18 protein-coding genes are annotated in these 20,224 nt (G+C 44.0%); 7 read left to right on the forward strand and 11 right to left on the reverse strand.

Features of this window, described 5'->3' with window-relative positions; all coding sequences use genetic code 11:
* Positions 1-145 precede the first annotated feature (145 nt).
* From HOP38_RS24255 to HOP38_RS24285, 7 genes are all read right to left on the reverse strand, one after another.
* Positions 146-1,483 (reverse strand): lysine N(6)-hydroxylase/L-ornithine N(5)-oxygenase family protein, encoded by a 1,338-nt coding sequence (locus HOP38_RS24255; protein ID WP_198559196.1) that lies wholly within the window; start codon positions 1,481-1,483, stop codon positions 146-148.
* A gap of 11 nt (positions 1,484-1,494) precedes the next feature.
* On the reverse strand, positions 1,495-3,273 hold the full coding sequence (locus HOP38_RS24260) for an IucA/IucC family protein (protein WP_198559197.1): 1,779 nt from the start codon (positions 3,271-3,273) through the stop codon (positions 1,495-1,497).
* A gap of 3 nt (positions 3,274-3,276) precedes the next feature.
* Positions 3,277-4,122, reverse strand: a complete 846-nt coding sequence (locus tag HOP38_RS24265) for a GNAT family N-acetyltransferase (RefSeq protein ID WP_006070378.1) — start codon at positions 4,120-4,122, stop codon at positions 3,277-3,279.
* A gap of 15 nt (positions 4,123-4,137) precedes the next feature.
* The gene (locus HOP38_RS24270; RefSeq protein WP_006070377.1) at positions 4,138-5,880 is read right to left on the reverse strand and encodes an IucA/IucC family protein; all 1,743 of its coding nucleotides are present in this window, start codon (positions 5,878-5,880) and stop codon (positions 4,138-4,140) included.
* A 270-nt stretch (positions 5,881-6,150) separates the two neighbouring features.
* A complete protein-coding gene (gene fhuB / locus HOP38_RS24275) occupies positions 6,151-8,142 on the reverse strand; it encodes a Fe(3+)-hydroxamate ABC transporter permease FhuB (RefSeq protein WP_198559198.1) in 1,992 nt (663 codons plus the stop codon).
* 11 nt (positions 8,143-8,153) lie between these two features.
* Positions 8,154-9,080: an ABC transporter substrate-binding protein gene (locus tag HOP38_RS24280; RefSeq protein WP_099046304.1), complete on the reverse strand. Its 927-nt coding sequence runs from the start codon at positions 9,078-9,080 to the stop codon at positions 8,154-8,156.
* Between the two features lie 21 nt (positions 9,081-9,101).
* Complete coding sequence (locus HOP38_RS24285) at positions 9,102-9,869, reverse strand: ABC transporter ATP-binding protein (protein WP_198559199.1); 768 nt, start codon at positions 9,867-9,869, stop codon at positions 9,102-9,104.
* Between the two features lie 117 nt (positions 9,870-9,986).
* Between HOP38_RS24285 and HOP38_RS24290 the strand changes: the two genes are divergently transcribed.
* From HOP38_RS24290 to HOP38_RS24300, 3 genes are all read left to right on the forward strand, one after another.
* Positions 9,987-11,177: an MFS transporter gene (locus HOP38_RS24290; protein WP_198559200.1), complete on the forward strand. Its 1,191-nt coding sequence runs from the start codon at positions 9,987-9,989 to the stop codon at positions 11,175-11,177.
* Positions 11,178-11,301: 124 nt separating this feature from the next.
* Positions 11,302-12,033 (forward strand): carbonic anhydrase, encoded by a 732-nt coding sequence (locus HOP38_RS24295; RefSeq protein ID WP_198559201.1) that lies wholly within the window; start codon positions 11,302-11,304, stop codon positions 12,031-12,033.
* 297 nt (positions 12,034-12,330) lie between these two features.
* The gene (locus tag HOP38_RS24300) at positions 12,331-12,582 is read left to right on the forward strand and encodes a hypothetical protein (RefSeq protein ID WP_006070371.1); all 252 of its coding nucleotides are present in this window, start codon (positions 12,331-12,333) and stop codon (positions 12,580-12,582) included.
* 56 nt (positions 12,583-12,638) lie between these two features.
* Here HOP38_RS24300 and HOP38_RS24305 read toward each other — a convergent pair whose 3' ends face one another.
* Both HOP38_RS24305 and HOP38_RS24310 read right to left on the reverse strand, forming a co-directional pair.
* Positions 12,639-13,493 (reverse strand): SMP-30/gluconolactonase/LRE family protein, encoded by an 855-nt coding sequence (locus HOP38_RS24305; RefSeq protein ID WP_081836327.1) that lies wholly within the window; start codon positions 13,491-13,493, stop codon positions 12,639-12,641.
* 155 nt (positions 13,494-13,648) lie between these two features.
* Positions 13,649-15,283, reverse strand: a complete 1,635-nt coding sequence (locus tag HOP38_RS24310; protein WP_242456579.1) for a mechanosensitive ion channel family protein — start codon at positions 15,281-15,283, stop codon at positions 13,649-13,651.
* Positions 15,284-15,421: 138 nt separating this feature from the next.
* Between HOP38_RS24310 and HOP38_RS24315 the strand changes: the two genes are divergently transcribed.
* The 4 genes from HOP38_RS24315 (at position 15,422) to HOP38_RS24330 (ending at position 18,266) form a co-directional block, all read left to right on the forward strand.
* Positions 15,422-15,961: an NUDIX domain-containing protein gene (locus HOP38_RS24315; RefSeq protein ID WP_198559203.1), complete on the forward strand. Its 540-nt coding sequence runs from the start codon at positions 15,422-15,424 to the stop codon at positions 15,959-15,961.
* Between the two features lie 95 nt (positions 15,962-16,056).
* The gene (locus HOP38_RS24320; protein WP_198559204.1) at positions 16,057-16,395 is read left to right on the forward strand and encodes a hypothetical protein; all 339 of its coding nucleotides are present in this window, start codon (positions 16,057-16,059) and stop codon (positions 16,393-16,395) included.
* 218 nt (positions 16,396-16,613) lie between these two features.
* Positions 16,614-17,762 carry an iron-containing alcohol dehydrogenase gene (locus HOP38_RS24325; protein WP_198559205.1) on the forward strand — a complete coding sequence of 383 codons (1,149 nt, stop codon included), beginning with the start codon at positions 16,614-16,616 and terminating at the stop codon, positions 17,760-17,762.
* A 195-nt stretch (positions 17,763-17,957) separates the two neighbouring features.
* Entirely contained in the window at positions 17,958-18,266 is a 309-nt protein-coding gene (locus tag HOP38_RS24330) for a DUF6482 family protein (protein ID WP_006070365.1), read from the forward strand.
* Positions 18,267-18,337: 71 nt separating this feature from the next.
* On the opposite strand, the gene sigZ is transcribed toward HOP38_RS24330, so the two are convergent.
* Positions 18,338-18,877 (reverse strand): RNA polymerase sigma factor SigZ, encoded by a 540-nt coding sequence (sigZ, locus tag HOP38_RS24335; protein ID WP_198559383.1) that lies wholly within the window; start codon positions 18,875-18,877, stop codon positions 18,338-18,340.
* Positions 18,878-18,911: 34 nt separating this feature from the next.
* Entirely contained in the window at positions 18,912-19,838 is a 927-nt protein-coding gene (gene rarD, locus HOP38_RS24340; RefSeq protein WP_006070363.1) for an EamA family transporter RarD, read from the reverse strand.
* Between the last annotated feature and the right edge of the window lie 386 nt (positions 19,839-20,224).

Below are 20,224 nucleotides of genomic sequence, written 5' to 3' on the forward strand. Positions count from 1 at the left end.
TCGACTGCGCTATTGATGTAGCACGTCCGCGCCACAAGCGAAACGAATGATAAATGATAATTATTACTATTTCTATTATTAATTTGTCACGTTTTGCAATAATTAGTCGTTAATAACCCATTTATATAATTGATATTTTTGTTATTTAAGAGGTGGCTAATTCTTTTAATGCTCTATCTTCATAACGTTCCATGTTAATGTTTCCCCAATTCATAAGGCCATTAACAGCCTCGATATCAAATGCTGCTTGATCGGCAACTTGATTTATTATTTTCGCCGCACGCCATGCTGCCAAACTTAATTGTGGCTCAGCAATTCCGTGTGAATGTAAACCTGCATTCACCACAAATACATTACCTATTTCATCGCTGTCACTCATTTCAATAGAAAATGCTCCATTGAGTCGAATCTGTCTGTTTTGGTCACGCTTAAAACTACTTTCAAGTGCTTTAGCACAGGAAGGTAATTGCCCTTGATACCCCGTTGCCAGAATGACTATGTCGGCATTGTCTTCCTCGTCTGTTTCGGTGATTGCGTTAGCGTATTTGAGCTTCAGCCCTTGTGATGTTTCTTCCAGTGCCGTCAAAGTGCGATGGGGGAGAAGCTCTATCCAACGCTTTTCCTTCATAACGTCAAATCGTTGATATAACTCTTGATAAATCTCCAATAGGCATTTCTGAGTAACACCGTCAGATGTCAGTTTTTGATGGGCGATTTCACGTTGTTTTACCTTATCGTTTAATCCAATAAACGTATCAACGTATTCTGGGGTAAAGTATTCATTGGTAAAGGCAGCTTCATCTAAAGGTTGATAGTTCGCTCTTCTTGTCACCCAGTTTAAATGACTTGGTTTACCCCATTTCTCCCTTAAAACATTTAGGAATATATCGGCACCAGACTGCCCTCCTCCAATAATGGTGACTCTTCTTCCTGTTAAGTTCCGCTCTCTCAAACCAATTTCGGCCGCATGAAATACATTGGCGCCCAGAGAAGGCTTAGTACATTCAGGAAAATACGGGGTTTTGCCTGTTCCAAGACAAATATGTCGGGCACGATAAACCGAATCTTTAGTGTGAATATGATATAAGCCATCGTGCTTCTCAATATTCTGTACCGCACTATCAAACACAACGTTAGGCATATTTTTACTTGCCCAAGAAAGGTAATCAGAAAATTCTTGTCGACTAATACAACTCTGTTCTGTACTCAAAAAACGATAATACTTTTTATTAGATACGAGGTAATTTAAGAATGAATATTCACTCCTCGGACAAACAGCGCTAACAAGATCTTTTAAGAAATGAGTTTGCATATTAGCACCATCCAGTAATAAACCCGGATGCCATGAAAACTCACTTCGTGCCTCTAAGAATAAGGTTTTTAGTGTATTAACTTCATTAGACAGCGCAGCAATGCTCAAATTGAAAGGACCTGCGCCTATCCCTACAAGATCGTATATTTCGTGTTGCTTTGAATTTGCCATAGTAGTCGTCCTTATCGCTCTGAAAAATAAAGTGGGTTGTCCATATAAAGATCCATATCCGGAAGCATACGGTCGCTGCTGTTGTCGGTATCGTGTCTGAATTTAGACAGATTGAGGCCCAGTTTTAGGATCTGTGGTTTGAATAGGTTCAGTGCTTCATAACGTGAAGCAAGCTCTGGATGTCGGCCTTGATATTGTCGGATGGTTCTCGCTAATACGGAGTAAAACTCCAGCTCTGTCACCTCAATTTTCTCAAGCAGCGGAGATAAAAACCTGAGTACTGTAACGAAATGACCGGTTTGCAAATCATGAATAATCAGGTCTTCCGGTAGGCGTGTGGTGACTTGCTTGACGATATCTGGTAGTGCATCTAGCTCAGGAATGTCCGTTTGAACTAATCGCATATCACCTTGAAAATCTTTTAATAGAATTCGCTCAGGAATGCCGTCTCGACATACAACAGTGACGTTCTGCCCATGAGCGATTAGCGATATTCCATACTTCACCAACAAGTGATAGTAAGGAATCACAACCGCGGTAAACAGTTTTTCCAGCCATAGGGTCGCCGTCAGACCAGACTGCTTGATCAGTTCTAACACCATAGGTTGACCATGACTGTCCATCTCAAACAGCAATGCCATCAAATAGGCGTGTTCACCTTGCTCTAGTTTACTCTCCGCCGACTCTCGCCAAATAACGCCGAGTAACTCGTGAAATCGATAGGGAGCGTCTTGTAACTGTGAATAGGCAATGGACGCTAAATACGCACTTGCTGGCTCTTCCAACGCTTGAGTGCCTAGCTGTTGCAGCTCAGCATCTGTTTCGCATTTCTGCTTTATCCAGCTCGAAGCATAAGGTCCCGCTTGGATATATCGACTTGGAATGCCTCGATAACACGAGGTGTTCATAATAGTAAGAGGAAGTTTGATATCAAACGCTGGAATACCGCTCGAATCATCAATGACACTCAAAGTTCGAATGGATAGCTGCGGCGAGACCTGCTTACCTGCTCCGCCAAGATAAACCAGTGTCTTATCACTTATCTCTTTTATGTAGGCCATCGCCAACTTATTCTCCCATTGCCATGGGTGAACAGGTATCAACAGATAGTCTTCTGGATCCAGAAAATCTGCAGCAAGTTTGTTCTCAAATAGAACCATTTCAGATGGAGATAGCATGCTTGCTACAAGATCGTGATTCCAGTTTAAATTGTTGGCAATACCAACTTGTAAACTAGTGCGACGAATCGCCAACCAAACGAGCTGGAAGTGACCACTAAATTCCGGTGCGTAATGTTCTAAGTCACTCACACCCCAGCCTCTTCTTCCTTTGTTGAAGGCGAACTTAGGGTGCCCTGCAATCGCCGCCTGCTGTTCAATTAGGCTCATCGAACACATGTCACTCGCAGTTCGCTTTGCATTCGCAGCCATCATCAAGCAATCGGAATACAGCGTAGCGTTCATATCTTCGACGTGCTCAGCGACTCGATGATCACTCATTGAGAGATGAAGCTTGAGGTCAGCCAATAATAAGTTTGCCTCGATAGCGGTCTTATTTTGCTCTTCACAAACACGCACTAATGAGTCGGTATCAATGCGATAGCTGCCCCATATCTGCTTACGTCCCTGGAAGTGATACTGCGCATTACCGATACGAGCGGCACAGAGGTTTGAATCTGAGGTCTCGCCTATCTCAAACGCACCCTCGTAGTGAAACTCACTGATGATTTTTGCCACCAAATTCCGATTGGCGCGCGACCAATACTGAGAAATAGCCTGACTAGCATCCATACCTTATGCCCTCTCACTATCCATCGACCAAGCGAGATCGAAAAACAATTCTCGTTTCATCATCATTAATGCCGAACGTTTGTGTGGAAAGTTGAACTCAAACTGCTTTTCGAACGCACTACTCGCAAGACGTTTGAATAGCTTCACGTTGTCGAACCTAGGTTCCATGACAATACGTTGCGTTCGAACATCGTCTAAGAAAGCGTAATGGCACAAGGCACGCAACCATGCATCGAAGTACTGCTTGCCTCGATGATTTTCGTCACCAACAAGCAGATGGATTCCTCGATCAAACTCCTGATAATCATAATAAGGCGCTAACCTATCTTGGGCAGCCCAATACACTTCAAAATAGCCAAATGGTTGGTCGTCAATTTCGCCAATCAAGGGCAACGTAAAACCATCAGAGAATCGGTTTTCAACAAACTCTTTGAGCTTGTCTTCCGTCCAAGCTTGCTCCCAGAATTCAGCGACTCGAGGGTTGTTCATCCATTGGGTAAAGCGAGCTAGATCTTTGTCGAAATCAAACGTTCGAAACGATATAACTTTCTCTAACGCCACATCAAATCGACGGTAAACTTCACCTTCGGGCTTAGGTGGACGTGTAGCCAAATAGCCTCTCGTAGGGTCGTCTTGCTGCTTACTATAAGGAAAACGATCAGAGGGCTGATGGCAAAGGCCGGTGAGGTTAATTTGGAAGAAACAAGCTCTATCAATTCCCGTTTTATCTAACCACTGCATCGGAAAACCTAAAAGCTGGCATTCTTGTTCTGTTAGCGAAACTGTCCCTAAGTCGGGGTGATGAGTAAACTGCGTCTCAACGTCACGCACAAGTTGTTCTGTATTCACGACGTAATCCTTTAATCAACGTGATAAATAGTTAGGAAGTTCAAAATAGATAACCGAAGGATCGGGAATGGAGTTCTCGTTGAAACCTTGCAGGTAACAATAGAAGTTGCCTTTGCAGCACAAAGTGTCAGAGTTGAGCACATAATGCAGGCAGTCTGTATCGGCTGGGGCAGATTGGTATAGTTGAGTTAGACGCTGCTTCAACAGGTCAAATAGAATCGCTTCTTCAACTAATGGCGATAAGCTTGCTATGACGCCGTAACATGAATTCAAAATCAGATAGTAAGGGAAATAGCGGTTTACTTTTGCTCTATCCCAATAGTTCTCTGTCGTTTCTGGGTTCCCCAATTGCGGGAAGTGCTCAAATGCGAGTTTAGTAAACCCGACACCTTGGCAGTCTCTAAAGTAACCTTTGGTTGGCATACCTTGCTCTAGCTCTACAACGATATTCTGTTGATGAGCAAGTAACACAATACCCAACTGGCTTTGCAACTCGAAAATCGGTACTACAACATTGTCACAGAACGCTTCAAACCACTGTGTTGCCAATGTTTCGGCATCTGTTTGATTTTGCTGTGCCAACATGAGAAGTTCGTTGGATAATGCATAGCCGCTTTGCTTGTAAGGAGTCTGCTGGCAAAGGGTTGCAAGCACGCCATGAGATTTCATCGGCTGTCGGTCATAAACCATAAACGGGTTGTCGCGTACGGTCGCCAAGGACTCGTCGATAATCTCTCCCTTGCAGTCCTTTAAACCAAAATAACTTGGCTCATGGATGATAGACAATCCATTGGTAAAATATTTCTTCGTATCATCAGAGAGTGATTGGCAAATATCTGCAAGTGCTGTCCCTCTCTTCAATTCCTTCTCAGATAACAAGCGAATCGAATTGGTCAATTTCACACTCAGCGAGAACTTGAGCATAAATGGTGCAGCCGGATTATAAATAGCGCGAGTGGATGACGTTGCAAACCATGTAGAGTGTCCTAGTCCAAGATCAATTAGCTTTCCTGAGTTTGTCAGCTCCTGAACTTGAGGAAGCGTTAATAGCTGTGTCGCTTGCCAAGGATGCATCGGGAGAACCTGCCAACTGGTACTATTTAAATACGGTTTGGCGGTGTCGGGTAATGTCGTTTCGCTCACCTGAAGTTGCTTAACATACTCTCGCCAATCACTACCTGTTGCCGAGCCACCAAATACACACTCATTGCGCACTGCAAACCAATGCAAAGCAAAATTGGCTTTTAACTCTGGAGATAATTGTTTACTGATTTCAAGGCTAAGATTGGAGCGACTTTTTGGCGCTGGGTGCAATGAATGCCCGACATACAAACTCTGCTCAGATTCCTCAAACGACGTTTGCTGCTCTCCTAGGCTTTGACCATACTGCTCAAGTGCCACCCAAGTATTGCGGTGACTCTCCGATACAGCTCCGAGGAAATGCTTGCGCTGCGTAGTGTCGATGCTACCTACAATGTCATCATTGGCAATGATGAGTTCACAGGCCTGCTGGAAGCTTAATGTCTCTGCATAATCTCCACGTGAATTGCGCAGCTTAATTGATGGCGAATAACGGTTAATACCGGTATTAGACTCACTCAACACCTCAACAAGAATTAACTTGCTGTCACGAATTGGAGTGCAAAGGTACTTGGTACCTTCCTTACTCACAATCTCAACCAGAGCAGACTCACGATACAGTCCATTCCAAAAACAGTTCGCCGCCACATCAGTAAAATGGGCATGATGGGTTGTCATTTTTCTTACCTCTTCCGTAACTCTGACAATTAAATGAGAATGCTAATGATTATCACAATCAACATCAATATATTGAATTTTTACTGAAACGGCATCAAATAGAGAAATAGCCATCACCTAACAAAGGGCGAACGTGAAAAGGAATAAGTGTGCAGATAAGATCGGGGAAATGACGTGGAACAGGATGATAGAATCATCAGAAAGCAGAAATGAAAAATGGCACTAAAATGTGCCATTTTTATGATACCAGTCACATTTCACTGTGTATTTTTAAGCCTTTCGTAGTAGAAGGAGGAAGTAACCACCACCAACAACAGAAGCCATTAAGCCCGCAGGAAATTGCCATGGAAACCAAAGAGTTCGACCAAGCCAGTCAGCAGATACCATCAATATCGCCCCTACAAAACAAGCAACGATAAGTTGGTTCTTCGCTTTATACTGGCCTAATGCACGAGCGATGTGAGGGGCAAGCAGTCCGACAAAACTGAGTGGACCAATAACCAGTGTCGACAGAGCCGTCAGCAGAGACGCCATCACTAGCAAGAACAATCGAGTGCGCTTGGTATTCACTCCAACCGAGACAGCAGATACCTGCCCTAGATTTAGAATATCCAACCAACGACTCGCGATAAACGTCCCGCCTCCCAATACCACAACACCAATAGCCAATGCCGACACATCACTATAACTCGCCAAATAAGTTGAGCCAGACAACCAGGTTAATAGTGCTTGTACATTATCTTGACCAGATGATAACGCCACTCGAAGGATAGCATCTAGCGCCGCGCTCACAGCAATACCCGTGAGAAGTAACTGCGATGGGGCATAGTTCGAGCGTTTACTAAATTGCAAGATCACCATCATTACTAGTGCCGCACCCACTCCCCCATAAAGGATTTGTTCGCCTCTTGTTGGTGTGAAGCCAAACCACGCGCAAAGCACCAAAGCCAATGCCGCACCAGAGCTAATACCCATTACCTCTGGACTCGCCATTGGGTTAACTGTGATTCGTTGTACCATGGTCCCCGCTAAAGCCAGTCCACAGCCCGCAAATATTGCGCCTAAAACACGAGGAAGACGAAGGTTGAGAATATTAAGGTCCGCTGTAACACTCCAACCTAAATGAGTTCGCCCCAAGAACAGCGCACAGCTTGCTATCGTGAGTAATATCGCAGCAAGAATCAAAGAAACTAGAACAAAAGGTTTTGGATTGTAAGCTTTGCTAGCAACTTCTTCTGCCTTAAAACTGGAAGCAAATTTGTGTTTAGTCAGCAACCAAAGAAGGCATGGCGCCCCAAACAACGCCGTCATGGCACCGGTTGGCAATAGTTCACTTGAGACACCTGAGAATGGCTGAATGATCAGATCAGCGGTTAACAGCAGCAATGCGCCAACACCACCGCTAACAAACACTCGATGCACGAACCGTCTAGCACCAAGCATTTTTGCAATAGTGGGAGCGACAAGACCGACAAAGCCAATCACTCCCACTGTCGCCACAACAACCGATGTCACGATAACCGCGAGCGTCAGGCCGATGGCTCGAACTCTAGCGACATTCACGCCAGCCGACTCAGCAACTTCACTACCTAGTTCTAAGGCAGAAAGCGGCCGTAGCATTGCCATGACCACCACTAGAATCACACTCAACACAGTTAAAATGGTGATGCTATTGTCCCAACCTTGCTGGGCGAGCGCGCCAGCTCCCCATACAAACAGACTAGTTAGCTGCTGCTCATTAAGCATAACCAACATCATGTTGGTCGCCCCCAAAAACAAAGTCACCACCATACCAGCCAGCACCATTTGCAAAGGAGCGAACCCTTTTTTAGCGGTCAACAAGAACACTAACGCGGCGGCAACCATACCGCCACCAAAAGCAAAGGAGTACTGAACAATACTGCCACCAGCGATACCAAACAGCAGACTGGTCGTCATGCCAAGTTCTGCTCCAGCAGCCACGCCAAGTGTTGTTGGAGAGGCCAACGGATTTTGCAAAAGATGCTGCATCAAGCATCCCGCAACTGCCAACGCGGCGCCACATAGCAGCGCCATCGATAAGCGAGGGAAAAAGGTAAAATGGAGGATCAGTTGGCGGTAGTCACTATCATCTCGATGAAAAAAGTAGGTCTGCCACTCTGTCACCGATAATTGGTAGGGTAGCGCGTTATCTACTAGCCAGATCAACGCCACTAATCCAAGGAGCACTAAAACAAGAGCTTTAATGTTATAGGAAGTGCGCTGTGTTGCTGTTAACTGCATCTGCAAACCTGTTAATGACCAAGTGTTGATACTTGATTGACGACTTCATCACTGAGTCTCTGCATCGCTATCAAACTGCCAAATGTCCAAACTTTAGGAATAATCTTCACGCGATGTTCTCGTGAAAATGCCATGGCTCCCCACAATGGAGACGCGTTAAGTTGCGTTTGCTCTTGCTGGGTAAGCGGACCAAAAATAAGTACGTTACTGTCTTGATACTTGGCAAGCTGTTCAACACTTGCAGAAGAAAACCCCCAACTGTTAGTTGGACCATTCCAGCTATTTTTAAGCGACATAGCCGAGATAGTGTCATTCATCAGAGAACCTGTACTGTGGACTCGAACATGTTTATCGCCAATAAAGCGCACCATTAGGAATGGTTTACCGTTGTTCAACTGCGCGACCTTAGCGCCATTATCTGCCAGCTTTTTCTCTGTCTGTGCAATCACCGACTTGGCTTGTTCTTGTTTATTAAATACCTCTCCCAACATAGTCACTAATGATTTAGCATTCTCGTAAGGTTGTTGCTTGTCGTTGTATATACTCATCGCAATGGTTGGAGCAATAGCATTCAGTTTTTCATAAGCAGGCGCTAAATGACCGCTCATCAGAATAAGGTCAGGTTTTAAGCTAGCGATAAGTTCTAAGTTTGGTTCACGGCGTGAACCAACATCGATCGTGTCTGAGGGTAATGCCGGCGACCCTACCCAATCTTGATAGCCTTTGACATCAGCCGCAGCAATCGGCTGCACACCAAGCGCTAGCACCGACTCAGCTAATGCCCAATCTAGCACCACGACACGCTTCGGAGTTTGCTCGAATGTCACGGTTCCCAATTCATGCTGAACTGTTTTTGCCATAGACAACGTTGACACCACACTCAGCATAAATGCCATGAGCGTAGTAATGATGAATTTTGATTGAGTTCGGTTTAACACTGTGAGCTTTCCTTGATTGGATTAACGAACGTAGCTGATGACGTTCTGAGTTTGTGGATCAGTAAAGGTAGAGAGAGGCATCCCGTAGATTTCTGATAGTGACGTTTCATTCATCACCGCTTCTGGCGAGCCATCAACAACAATTCGTCCTCGTTTAAGAGCCACCAGACGATCACTAAACCTCGCAGCCATATTGACGTCATGGATTACCATAATCACCGTCAAACCTAGGCTCTGGTTTAATTCTCGAATCAGTTTCAGTAACTCATATTGATGGGTAACATCGAGTGCGGAAGTTGGTTCATCAAGCAAGATACATTCGCTTTGTTGAGCCAATAGCATAGCAACCCAAGCACGCTGCCTCTCACCTCCGGATAACGTACTCACAAAACGCTCAGCGAATGGTTCCAAGCCAACACGTTTAATTGCATCTTCGACAAGCTGATAATCTTCAGCGGTATATCGGCCTAACACTCCTTTCCACGGATAACGGCCAAACATCACTAGTTCACGAACTGTCACACCATCGGTGATAGGTGGATGTTGAGGAAGGTAAGCCACTTTCTTAGCAAACTCTTTTGGTGAGTAATCATCAATGATTTTGCCTTCTAAGGTCACCTTTCCTGATGCAGTTTGATTCTGGCGGCTAAGCATTTTAATCAAGCTTGATTTGCCACTACCATTGTGACCTAACAGTGATGTGACTTCCCCTGCGACAAAGTCCAAATCAAAAGGGACTAAGATTTCAAGTGAGCCTATTTGGAAGCTTGCTTGCTTTAATGAAAACATAATAAATTGAGCATCTTATTATTAAAGCAATTAATATAATTGCAAATGAGAAAGATTTGTATGCGCATTGTAATTACTTTAGAGTGTTCTGTCACCACTCTATAAAATCTCATTGCTATGCTCGATACTCGTACCATTCAAGCGCAACAACGTCCGACCCGCACTCTATGGCTAATTGGCACATTCGCTTCACTGATCGGTTTCGGACAAAATGCGCTACTTGTCTCCCTACCGATACTAGTAATGACTACAGATATTGACTTAGGCACATGGTCGATACTAATTGCCATTGGAAGTGTTCTATTTCTACCTAGCGCTCCATTCTGGGGAAAGCAGAGCGATAAATCCGGACCTAGGAAAGTGGTCTCTATCGGATTGCTAGGTCTTGCTGTTACCTTTATCGGTTTTGCCCTGATCATCCATGCCCTAGAACAGAGTTGGATTTCAACGGCGACAAGTATTTTGTTATTGGGCACATTGAGAATAATCTATGGTTTGACAGTGTCGGGATTAGTGCCAGCCAGTCAACACTGGGCAATACAAACTGTTGGGAAAGAAAATCGCTTGAACGCAATTACCTCTGTCAGCGCCGCACTTAGCGTTGGCCGAATTGGTGGGCCATTGCTATCCGTTGCCTTAGTTAAGTTAAATCCGCTACTTCCTTTCGCTTTCGTCGGTTCCTCCGCGTTATTTCTGGTGACACTGTGTCTATTGCAACCTTCCATACCATCGACAGTAAGCCCCAAGAAGATAAAAAGTCGTGCGCTTCTCGGTAGTATTAAAAGTTATATCACCATTGGGCTTTGTCTCTGTGCAGCCGTTGGCGTACTGCATTACTCGTTGACGCCGTTGCTGCAAAGCATACCTGAATTAACACCCGAACAATGGTCAGATTGGGTTGGCTATTTGCTGACAACCAGTGCAGTGGCAACGTTATTGACGCAGCTATTTGTAGTAAAGAAAAAGCTGTTCTCAGTCAATCAGATGCTGACTCTGGGTGCCACTCTCACACTCATTGGCTACGGACTGTTTCTGGTACCTAGCATTACCACGTACCTAATTGCTATCATCGTTCTTTCTTCAGGTAATGCTGTAATGGCTCCAGCCTACACAGCAAAAGCAATGCAACATCATAGTGAAAATCAGGGACAGATCAGTGGGCTTATTGCAACAGGACACACTATTGGGTTTGGATTGGCAGGCCTTATCATGTCATTGAGCGCCTACTTAGACGTTGCTCCAATAGGGTTTAGCATCTTGCTTGCTGGTTTGATGATTTTACTTACATTTCGACAGCTCAAGACATAGTCTTTTTGGTTAAGATTGGAGCAGAATCGCAAACTAAATATGCAAATAATTTCATTTTGAAATTATCCATTATTCTAGCGCCAGAGTATTCACACTCTCTACGTCAGACAAGGATAATCATCAGATGAAAAATAAGATAACACTCGCTCTAACTCTCACGTCACTACTGCCATTCTCTCAAGCGGTAGTCGCGCAAAGTTGGGGATACAGCGCGGATAACGGCCCCGCACACTGGGGCTCATTCAGTAGCACATGCAGCCAAGGTAAAAATCAAAGCCCCATCGATATAGAAACACAATCGCTTACCGCAGCAGAGATGACGCCACTTGAGTTTGACTATTCAGGTAGCATTGGCAACGTTGTTAATAATGGGCATACCATTCAAATCAATGTCACTGGTAGCAACACCTTGAAACTGGACGAACAAACGTTCACGTTAAAACAGTTCCACTTTCATACGCCGTCTGAGAATACCATTAACGGTAAACACGCCCCACTTGAAGCGCATTTCGTCCACGCCAATGACAATGGTGAACTCGCGGTTGTTGCCGTTATGTACGACATAGGAAAACGAGAAGACTCCGCCCTATCGGCTCTTCTGAATACACTGCCAGCAAATAGCCAGTCGATAAAAGTGGAATCCGATGTAAAACTTAAATCCCTGCTTCCTAGAGTTCATAGCTATTATCGTTACAACGGTTCACTAACCACCCCACCATGTAGCGAAGGAGTGCGTTGGATTGTCTTAACTGACCCACAATTTATTGAACAAGCACCTCTGGATAACTTATCTGATACCATGGGGAATAATGCACGTCCTATACAACCACATAACGCCCGCCTCATTCTAAAGTAACTCAGCTCTAAATTGACAAGGGTGCACTCTGCACTCTTTTTTTATTAACAAAATCATTACATTAGTGGTAGATTTTTTTGATCAACCTTCCAGAAATACGAATCCCAACCTTTCGAAAATTAACTCTTTGAACTGCTTCAAAGTTTACCGTACGCGTAGCGTGTAACTTAACTGTTAAACAAAATTTAGAATATGTTGCAATGATGAGATTTTGAATAACACGATGTTCAAAAGCATTCCTTACTGAGAATAGTAGGTTAGCCTTGAATAGCGGTGGGCAAAACAAGGGGGTGCAGTATGCAACAGTGTGAGATCAACGTATACGATATGAGGAATAAGCAGCGGTTTATCGTGCTCAATATCGGCTTTAGCGATACCACCAAAGCAGACTTTATGTGGAGCAATATGCCCACAACGAGTTGCCGAGATTACATTTCTCACCTGGTGGTGTCTGGCAACGTGGTCGCCAAAAAGTATATTACAGAAGATGACTTAAGTGACATGAACCGAGCAGCGTATCGCCAACAGCAGATGTCGATGAGTTGTTAACAGCGGTGCACTCAGATGCACCGCTATGACTACATTCGGTAGGCGCCGTAGCGAGCTTATACCACCACGGCTGCTAGTGTTTCTTTTAAACCTTGTGCTACGTTTTTAGCAATCAGAAGCTTGCCTTTCTCATTACTGCCTTCTGCTGAAGTCACAATAAGATCCGTTAACTCTTCACCACCAAAACCAACCATTGTAGGGTTTTCTGATGGCACAGCAATCACGTCAATAACGTCGCCATCAGGTGAGATTTTAACCACGGATTGACCTGCATACATAGCTACCCAGTAGTTCCCTTCAGCATCTACACTTGCACCATCAGGACGACCATTGTGTTCAGTAAGGTCACAGTGCACTAGTTGCTCACCATATTGACCTGTTTCAGCGTTGTAGCTGTGTTTATACACTTTACTTGAACCTGTATCTGCCCAGTACAACCATTGACCATCTGGTGAAAACGCTAGGCCATTACATGTCCAAGCGAACATTGGTAGCGCTTCAATCGTGCCATCAAGATGTAACTGATGGAATTGCCCTTGGTCACCAACCTTGGCGCCATTGCGCGTACCTGCTATAAAGCGTCCGCCAGGTGCAGTGCGACCATCGTTGTAACGCATGCGAGGAAACTCAGAGACTAACGGTGCCAAAGACGTTTTTTCTGCACCCCAATTGCTAATGTGATACATACCTGACTTAAGCGCTACGATGAACCCTTGCTCACCATGCATAGCGAAACAACCAATAGGTTCGCCAAACTCAAGTTTTTCGTTCACACCATCTTTTTGACGCCAGAGCTCTCCGTCACAGATGTTGACCCACATCCAAGACTCATTACGCCAGTCCCAGCGTGGACATTCCGCCAAATCAAAATCTAGATCGACGAACTTTTCAAACTGAATAGGTTGTGCCACGTTCATGTCCTTTTTGTATCAATTAAGGTTGGTAATTTTCTGGCACTGTTGTAACAAAATCAGCGCTAGGGTGCTAGCGCTGATTAACAATTTGAAGGACAAATTATGTAAGCAAGGGACGGAGAATCGCCCCTATTGAATAATCTGCGAAGAATTCAGTCTCTATCGCCCGCGACTTTGAGCTGATCGGGATTGTTAAACTGGAAGTCGGACTTTAGATACGTGGTATTCGATGGTAAGGCAAATTTGGCTTCATGCTCAGCGACTATCTGATTTATCTTCATCAATAACTCTTGCTGGATGGTCAAAAACGCTTCCCGCTCTTGGGTATCAATGTGGGCGAATACATCAATATCCAGACTGTAATCGCTGAACGAAGAAAAGTGTACTCTGAGTGGTGATGCCAAAATCAACTCATGCGCTTCCAACATTGAACGAATATCGCGGGTCAAGCTCACCATCGTTTCCATTGGAGTTTCATAGCGAAGATTGAGAGTCACCAAAAGTGGATAACGGTCCCTGCGGCTGAAATTGATGATTTGCATTTTCACTAGATCGCCGTTAGCGATAGTGACTTGCGTTCGGTCTTTAGCGCGAATCAATGTAGAACGAACACCAATTTGCTCAACTACTCCAGAAACACTACCTACTTTACAAAAGTCGCCAACAGACAAAGACTTGTCCATAAATAGAATGACCCCGCCTATCAGGTTTTCCATTGTAGGTTTTATCGCCAGAGCAATTGCCATACCACCTAGACTTAGCCCGGTAACAATCCCATAAACTGGAACACCCAAGCGATGTAAACCGAACCCAAGAATGGCCACCCCACATAAGGTCCCAACAATGGTTCCCGTGATTTGACTCAAACTCTTTTTCAAGCCGCTAACCTGGCCATTGCCTGCGAATAACACTTTACAACTTGAAGATGCGACGATGTATGCGACTTGTGCAATCAAAGGCCAGAACAATAACTCCCCTGCCACATTAAGAAGGTTCATCAGACCACCAGTTAGATTGAGCTGATAATCAGCAATCCATGTATAGCCAAACAATCCTAGTGCCATCAAAGAGGGCTTCAACAGCGCATGGTGCACCTGTCGATAGACCAAATACGCGTAACCTGTAAGAAGAGCGGTTAATAATAGGAACGCAACCCATTGCCATACAGCTTGATCGGCGATCTCAGACATCATCGAGGGAGGTAACGAGTCAATGAGTGAAAACCACGTTGGCGGAATCAATCGTCCTGCACTCAATGAATAATATTGATAATAATCAGGCGTGGATTCCAACTTCGAAGGTAAGTGTTTCACTAACGAGTAATAATAATGAAGATTCGCTACCGTCTGTCTTGCGAACAGATAATTACCAGACTCTTGTTTTACTATTTGTATATTGGTGTTCGGAATCGTCCAACTTTGAACGTCTTTAGAATCGGGTATCATTGCCGGGTCAAAGCTTGGGATACGATCCAGAACCTCTTTCATTAACATTACCGATTCCATCGCAACTCTATGACGATTGAGATCGGAAATGGCAGAAAGATCGAAAGTTTGTGAGGCTTTATCGAACAGCGCGAAGATATTCTGCTTTTGCTCCACACTTACATTAGCAATATCGCCATATACTTCTCCCAGAGCCAAATTCGCCTCAGTCACTCGCTTAAGATAGCTTTCATAAGTTGCTTTTGGCGTACTGGTATCCGGGGGGGCTAATGGAAAAGCACTCTCTGCCCAAGAAGTCATGACGACACAATAACTCAAAAATACTATCAGCCACTGTTTCATTTGGTCATCCATTAACAGTATGATTTTCTATAAGAATAGGATCTAATTCTTTGAATTCTCGTTTTTTCTTATTGAAATTGTAAGAGATAGAGGTAATGTGATTTATCTCTCCTAGAACAATTTAAAGGCCGGAATTGCATGACCATAAAAACGCTAGATTCAAAAGTCGTTTATAAGAACAATTGGATGACCGTTCGCGAAGATAGAATAGAGCGACCCAGTGGCAAAGAAGGAATCTATGGCGTAGTAGATAAACCAGATTGCGCGGTTATTATTGCTCTTGACGGTCAGAACATTCACTTAGTTCAACAGTTCCGATATTCGGTGGGCGATCGCTTTTGGGAGCTTCCTCAGGGGGCCTGGGAGTCTAATCCCGACGCCGATCATCTGGATCTCGCCAAGGGTGAGTTATTAGAAGAAACCGGACTTGAAGCTCAAAATATGACATATGTAGGCAAGCAACTCATCGCGTACGGTTTCCTCAATCAAACTTGCCACATTTACTTCGCCACTGAACTGACTCAAAAGCAACAATGCCTTGATAGTGAAGAAGAAGATCTCATCACTCAAGCCTTCACGATCAAAGAGTTTGAAACCATGATCATCGAAGGAAAGATCCAGGATATCGTTACCACGGGCGCATGGGGACTGACCAAAATGAAAGGCTTGATACCTTAGAAAATCGGAAACTGGTCACAAAAGTACTTATAAAGTTCGATATTAGGTAATTATATCCCAAGCTAGGAGAATACGACCCTGATTGAGGAATGACTATGGATCAGTTAACTCTTCAAGAGTGCTTAATCGACACACTTCGGCGACTGGAAAAATACAAAACTACGATGTATTTGAGAGAGGACGCCTATGATCTCGAATCTGCGATTAAAAAGCTCACTGAGCAGCTTTTTAGTCTTCAGATACTGAGCGAGCTAAAAGGGTCAATTGACGATATTTCTTCCTCTATTGAGCTCCTAAAAATGGTCACTAAAGAAGCGGACCGATCATTAGATCAGGGCTTTGAACTTGATGATGCACGAAAGTTAGTTGCTCACACTCTTGAAGCTGATAGAGCCTTATCTAAAGTAACACTTGGTGAACTTGGTCACATCTAACCATCTGTATTGTTAATAGCTCAAGGTGCTCATTACCACAAATAGCGATAAATCACTTCACCAAAAAGTCTTAACCAATTGTTTTAAAAGGTTTAGTACATTATTCGCACTAATTTTACTTCATACTAACCCATTGATTTACATCATAAGAACTTACTCTTACCCATGTTAGCTTCTCGCCATCATATACATCAGGTCGAATAGCAAGGAGCATCCAAATGAGCAGTTCTATTATCCTTCCCTCTACCAATTTGTTAGGCAGCGGTTGTTTGTCTCAAGCCGTTGATACCATTCACCAGCAAGGCTTCAATAAAGCACTGATAGTGACGGATACCGTTTTAACTCAAATTGGCCTAGTGGCAACGATTACTGATCAACTCGCCGCCAAAGGCATATCTTTTACCATTTACGATGGAACACAGCCTAACCCTACCATCGACAATGTAGAACAAGGTCTAGTTACGTTAGTAGACAATGATTGTGATCTTATTATTTCTGTTGGTGGTGGCTCACCTCATGATTGTGCGAAAGGTATCGCCTTGGTCGCAACTAATGGTGGCAAAATCACCGACTATGAGGGAATTAACAAAGCACGCAAATCACCCTTCCCCTTAGTTGCGATTAATACCACAGCTGGTACCGCTTCTGAGATGACGATGTTTAGTGTCATCACGGATGAAAGCAGACAAATCAAAATGGCGATCGTTGATCAAAAGGTAACCCCATTGATTTCGGTCAACGACCCTGAGTTAATGCTTGCCATGCCGAGCTCACTGAGCGCTGCAACAGGCATGGATGCACTTACTCACGCTATTGAAGCTTACGTCTCAGTTGCCGCGAACCCGATCACAGACACGGTTGCATTAAAAGCAATTGAGCTGATTAACAAACATTTGCCAACGTGTGTCAGCAACGGAAGTAACCTCAAAGCTCGGGAGCTGATGGCTTACGCTCAGTTTATGGCAGGTATCGCATTTAACAACGCGCTTCTTGGCTACGTACATGCGATGGCTCATCAGTTAGGGGCAACTTATCACCTTCCACATGGTATTTGTAATGCCGTACTCCTTCCTCATGTTCAACGTTTTAATCTCACGGCTAACCCTGAAAAATTCGTCGATATTGCGCAAGCAATGGGCAAAGAGGTTCATGGATTAACGACAGAGGAGGCAGCTGAGCTGGCAATTGAAGCGATGGATGAGCTTGCAAGAAAGGTTAACATTCCTGCGACGTTAGCAGAACTAGGCGTTAACCAAGGTGATATTGATAAACTATCAGAAAGTACACTGAATGATGTTTGCTGTTTAACCAATCCTCGTCAGGCGACTAAACAAGAAATCGCGGAAATATTCCAAGCGGCATGGTAGGAGAATTGAAGTAGTCACAAACCATAGATACAAGGCATAGCATCCCTGCTACGCCTTGCATTTACATTGTAAACCAAATTAAAAATCACTAACAAACACCTTCTCAACCTGATGTACCCAAAGCCTACTAGACCATTATTTGAACAATTTACCAACTAGCATCGTATGAGATTTGTCTAGCAAGGAGGAGTTAGCATGAACACAAAATTAAGCGCTTTGGAACAGTTTGCTCAGTTTGATAAGTTGGTCATACACTCACTTGAAATGTCGCTATATCAAGCATCGGTGATTATTGATGGTGACGAACACTACATTACTGAAGAAAATGGGCGACTGATACGCAGCCACAATATCGTTGATATGCGCAGATTGTGCCACAACATTGAGGCAAAAGAAGTGGTTCTAAGACAAGATAATGCGTATGACGAAATGATTGGAAGCCCGATTAGAGTGGGTGAAAACACTTTAGAAGTGCCCTTGGGAAGTTTTAGCTCGGTAATGTAATATCTCGCGAATAAAGTAGGGTGCAGTGCCACGCAATCGGCACTGCACTGAATTCAATTGAGACTGAATACCTAACACTTATTACATTTCGATTGTTTCGCTTCGTAATCCATGACAGCGCCTTGCGAGTCAAAGGAGAAACGGCAGCATTGCTCATACACAGTTTTCAATTCTGTGCGACTTTTTTGCACTCGCGACTTCAGTGTTGAGTAACTAACACCTAGTTCCTCAGCGACTTCTTTCTGCGACTTACCCTCAATATCTATCGACTGTAAAAGCTCGGCCGAAGAATCAGACAATGAGCTCATCAATGGCTGAATACAACTCGCGAGTTGTTGCTTGGCATCTTCTTCTGAGCTTTCGTGCCACAAGGTTTCTCCCTCTGCCAAAGAGGCTTTACCATTTGCTCGATAGAAATCGATTACGGAACGATTAGCGATTTGGAATAGCCAAGATTTGATGCTGTCTGGGTTCTGTAGCTTATCGAGATTCTGATACGTTTTTATCAAAATTTCCTGCAGCACATCTTCCGCATCCGATTCGTTGGAAATCTTACTTCTCAAGAAGTTTCGCAAGCCTGATTGATATTCTGACCAAATCTTTTCTAACATCATCAATTCTCTATGCTAATACTTGGTAAACTGATTATTTCACGGCGCCGTGAGAACGGGCGCGTTTTAATCCATCTATGGCTAATATTAGTAAAGCAACCATCACCAATAAATACGTCGGCATATCACTCGCAGCCACACGCTCCCCTAACAGTAGTCCTACACAGAATACTAAAACAGGTTCAACATACCCTAACAAGCCAAAGAGCGACATAGATAAAGACTGTGACGCAAACAAAAAGAGCAACATAGGAACTGAGCCAGCTACCGCCAAGCCAACATAGTAAATCCAAACCGATGCATCCAATTGCTGGATATAACTCCACGGTTGAAGATAGAGTGTGGCCCCTAACGCAAATGGCAACAGGAATAAATTATCGAGCGCAAAACCAACATCGCTTTTGACACCCAAAGTCCTCCTATGAACGAAATAAACTGGATAGCCAAGCGCAATCAAAAGCACTATCCACGATAACCCTTCAGCCATCATATAAGCGTATATCACCCCGGCACCAGCCACACAGCAAGCCAGAGTTTGTAGCGGTGTCAGTCTATCGCCATAAACAAATCGCCCAACCACCACCAGCACTAAAGGTAGAGAGAAGTAGCCTAAGGCGACTGACAAGGTCTCCCCATATAGAGGTGCCCAAACAAAAATCCAGTATTGCGGTCCAACGAGTAACGCAGAGAACAAATACCGATGCCAGCGGTTGACTTGCTTTAGCGCGCTAAAAAGCATACCAATTCTTCGGCTCAGTGTAAGAAACAAGAGCACAACAAGCACGCTCCAGATAATACGCTGTGCCGCGATCCAATGCCCTTCGCCTCCCGCAACATTAAATGCTTCTAACTCGGGCTGAAATTGAACATAAAGAGGCAATAAGCCAAACAAGCATGAGGCTAAAATCGACGCGCTAATCCCCTTCGCTGTGTCGGACAAGCTTAAGAACTTATTAATCATTGGACGCTTTTTATTTGTTAGGAATAACACGCGGACATTACCGCATTTTGAGCCTATTTTATATAGGATTTTTCGATGTCTGATTCACTTTTTATGCACTGTTTGCTGTGATAATTATCACTACTTTGTATCTTTTGCTTCCTTTCTTGCTCTACTCAGCCCACCAGAATTTATTGATTCAATTAGAGCACAGTCTCAAGGCCACTAGAGTAAACCTTCTAATGTCCAACTAAGACTCATAAAGCATTCGAATAGATGGCAGTTGGAGTATTTACTCATTCATCGTTAAACTACACAAATCTGACTTAGGAAGACCAGAATCCTTTATAGAATAAAGGAAAAATAGGGAGTCAACTTTCACCTAATAGGCCTAACTAAGTAGCAAA

This window comes from Vibrio mediterranei (assembly GCF_013364395.1).
Taxonomy (GTDB): domain Bacteria; phylum Pseudomonadota; class Gammaproteobacteria; order Enterobacterales; family Vibrionaceae; genus Vibrio; species Vibrio mediterranei.

What these genes read in the sequence shown, in the direction of transcription:
- HOP38_RS24255 (WP_198559196.1), bottom strand. Translation starts at nt 1,483, where the DNA reads ATGGCAAATTCAAAGCAACACGAAATATACGATCTTGTAGGGATAGGC.
- HOP38_RS24260 (WP_198559197.1), bottom strand. Translation starts at nt 3,273, where the DNA reads ATGGATGCTAGTCAGGCTATTTCTCAGTATTGGTCGCGCGCCAATCGG.
- HOP38_RS24270 (WP_006070377.1), bottom strand. Translation starts at nt 5,880, where the DNA reads ATGACAACCCATCATGCCCATTTTACTGATGTGGCGGCGAACTGTTTT.
- fhuB (WP_198559198.1), bottom strand. Translation starts at nt 8,142, where the DNA reads ATGCAGTTAACAGCAACACAGCGCACTTCCTATAACATTAAAGCTCTT.
- HOP38_RS24285 (WP_198559199.1), bottom strand. Translation starts at nt 9,869, where the DNA reads ATGTTTTCATTAAAGCAAGCAAGCTTCCAAATAGGCTCACTTGAAATC.
- HOP38_RS24290 (WP_198559200.1), top strand. Translation starts at nt 9,987, where the DNA reads ATGCTCGATACTCGTACCATTCAAGCGCAACAACGTCCGACCCGCACT.
- HOP38_RS24295 (WP_198559201.1), top strand. Translation starts at nt 11,302, where the DNA reads ATGAAAAATAAGATAACACTCGCTCTAACTCTCACGTCACTACTGCCA.
- HOP38_RS24300 (WP_006070371.1), top strand. Translation starts at nt 12,331, where the DNA reads ATGCAACAGTGTGAGATCAACGTATACGATATGAGGAATAAGCAGCGG.
- HOP38_RS24310 (WP_242456579.1), bottom strand. Translation starts at nt 15,283, where the DNA reads ATGAAACAGTGGCTGATAGTATTTTTGAGTTATTGTGTCGTCATGACT.
- HOP38_RS24315 (WP_198559203.1), top strand. Translation starts at nt 15,422, where the DNA reads ATGACCATAAAAACGCTAGATTCAAAAGTCGTTTATAAGAACAATTGG.
- HOP38_RS24320 (WP_198559204.1), top strand. Translation starts at nt 16,057, where the DNA reads ATGGATCAGTTAACTCTTCAAGAGTGCTTAATCGACACACTTCGGCGA.
- HOP38_RS24325 (WP_198559205.1), top strand. Translation starts at nt 16,614, where the DNA reads ATGAGCAGTTCTATTATCCTTCCCTCTACCAATTTGTTAGGCAGCGGT.
- HOP38_RS24330 (WP_006070365.1), top strand. Translation starts at nt 17,958, where the DNA reads ATGAACACAAAATTAAGCGCTTTGGAACAGTTTGCTCAGTTTGATAAG.
- sigZ (WP_198559383.1), bottom strand. Translation starts at nt 18,877, where the DNA reads ATGTTAGAAAAGATTTGGTCAGAATATCAATCAGGCTTGCGAAACTTC.
- rarD (WP_006070363.1), bottom strand. Translation starts at nt 19,838, where the DNA reads ATGATTAATAAGTTCTTAAGCTTGTCCGACACAGCGAAGGGGATTAGC.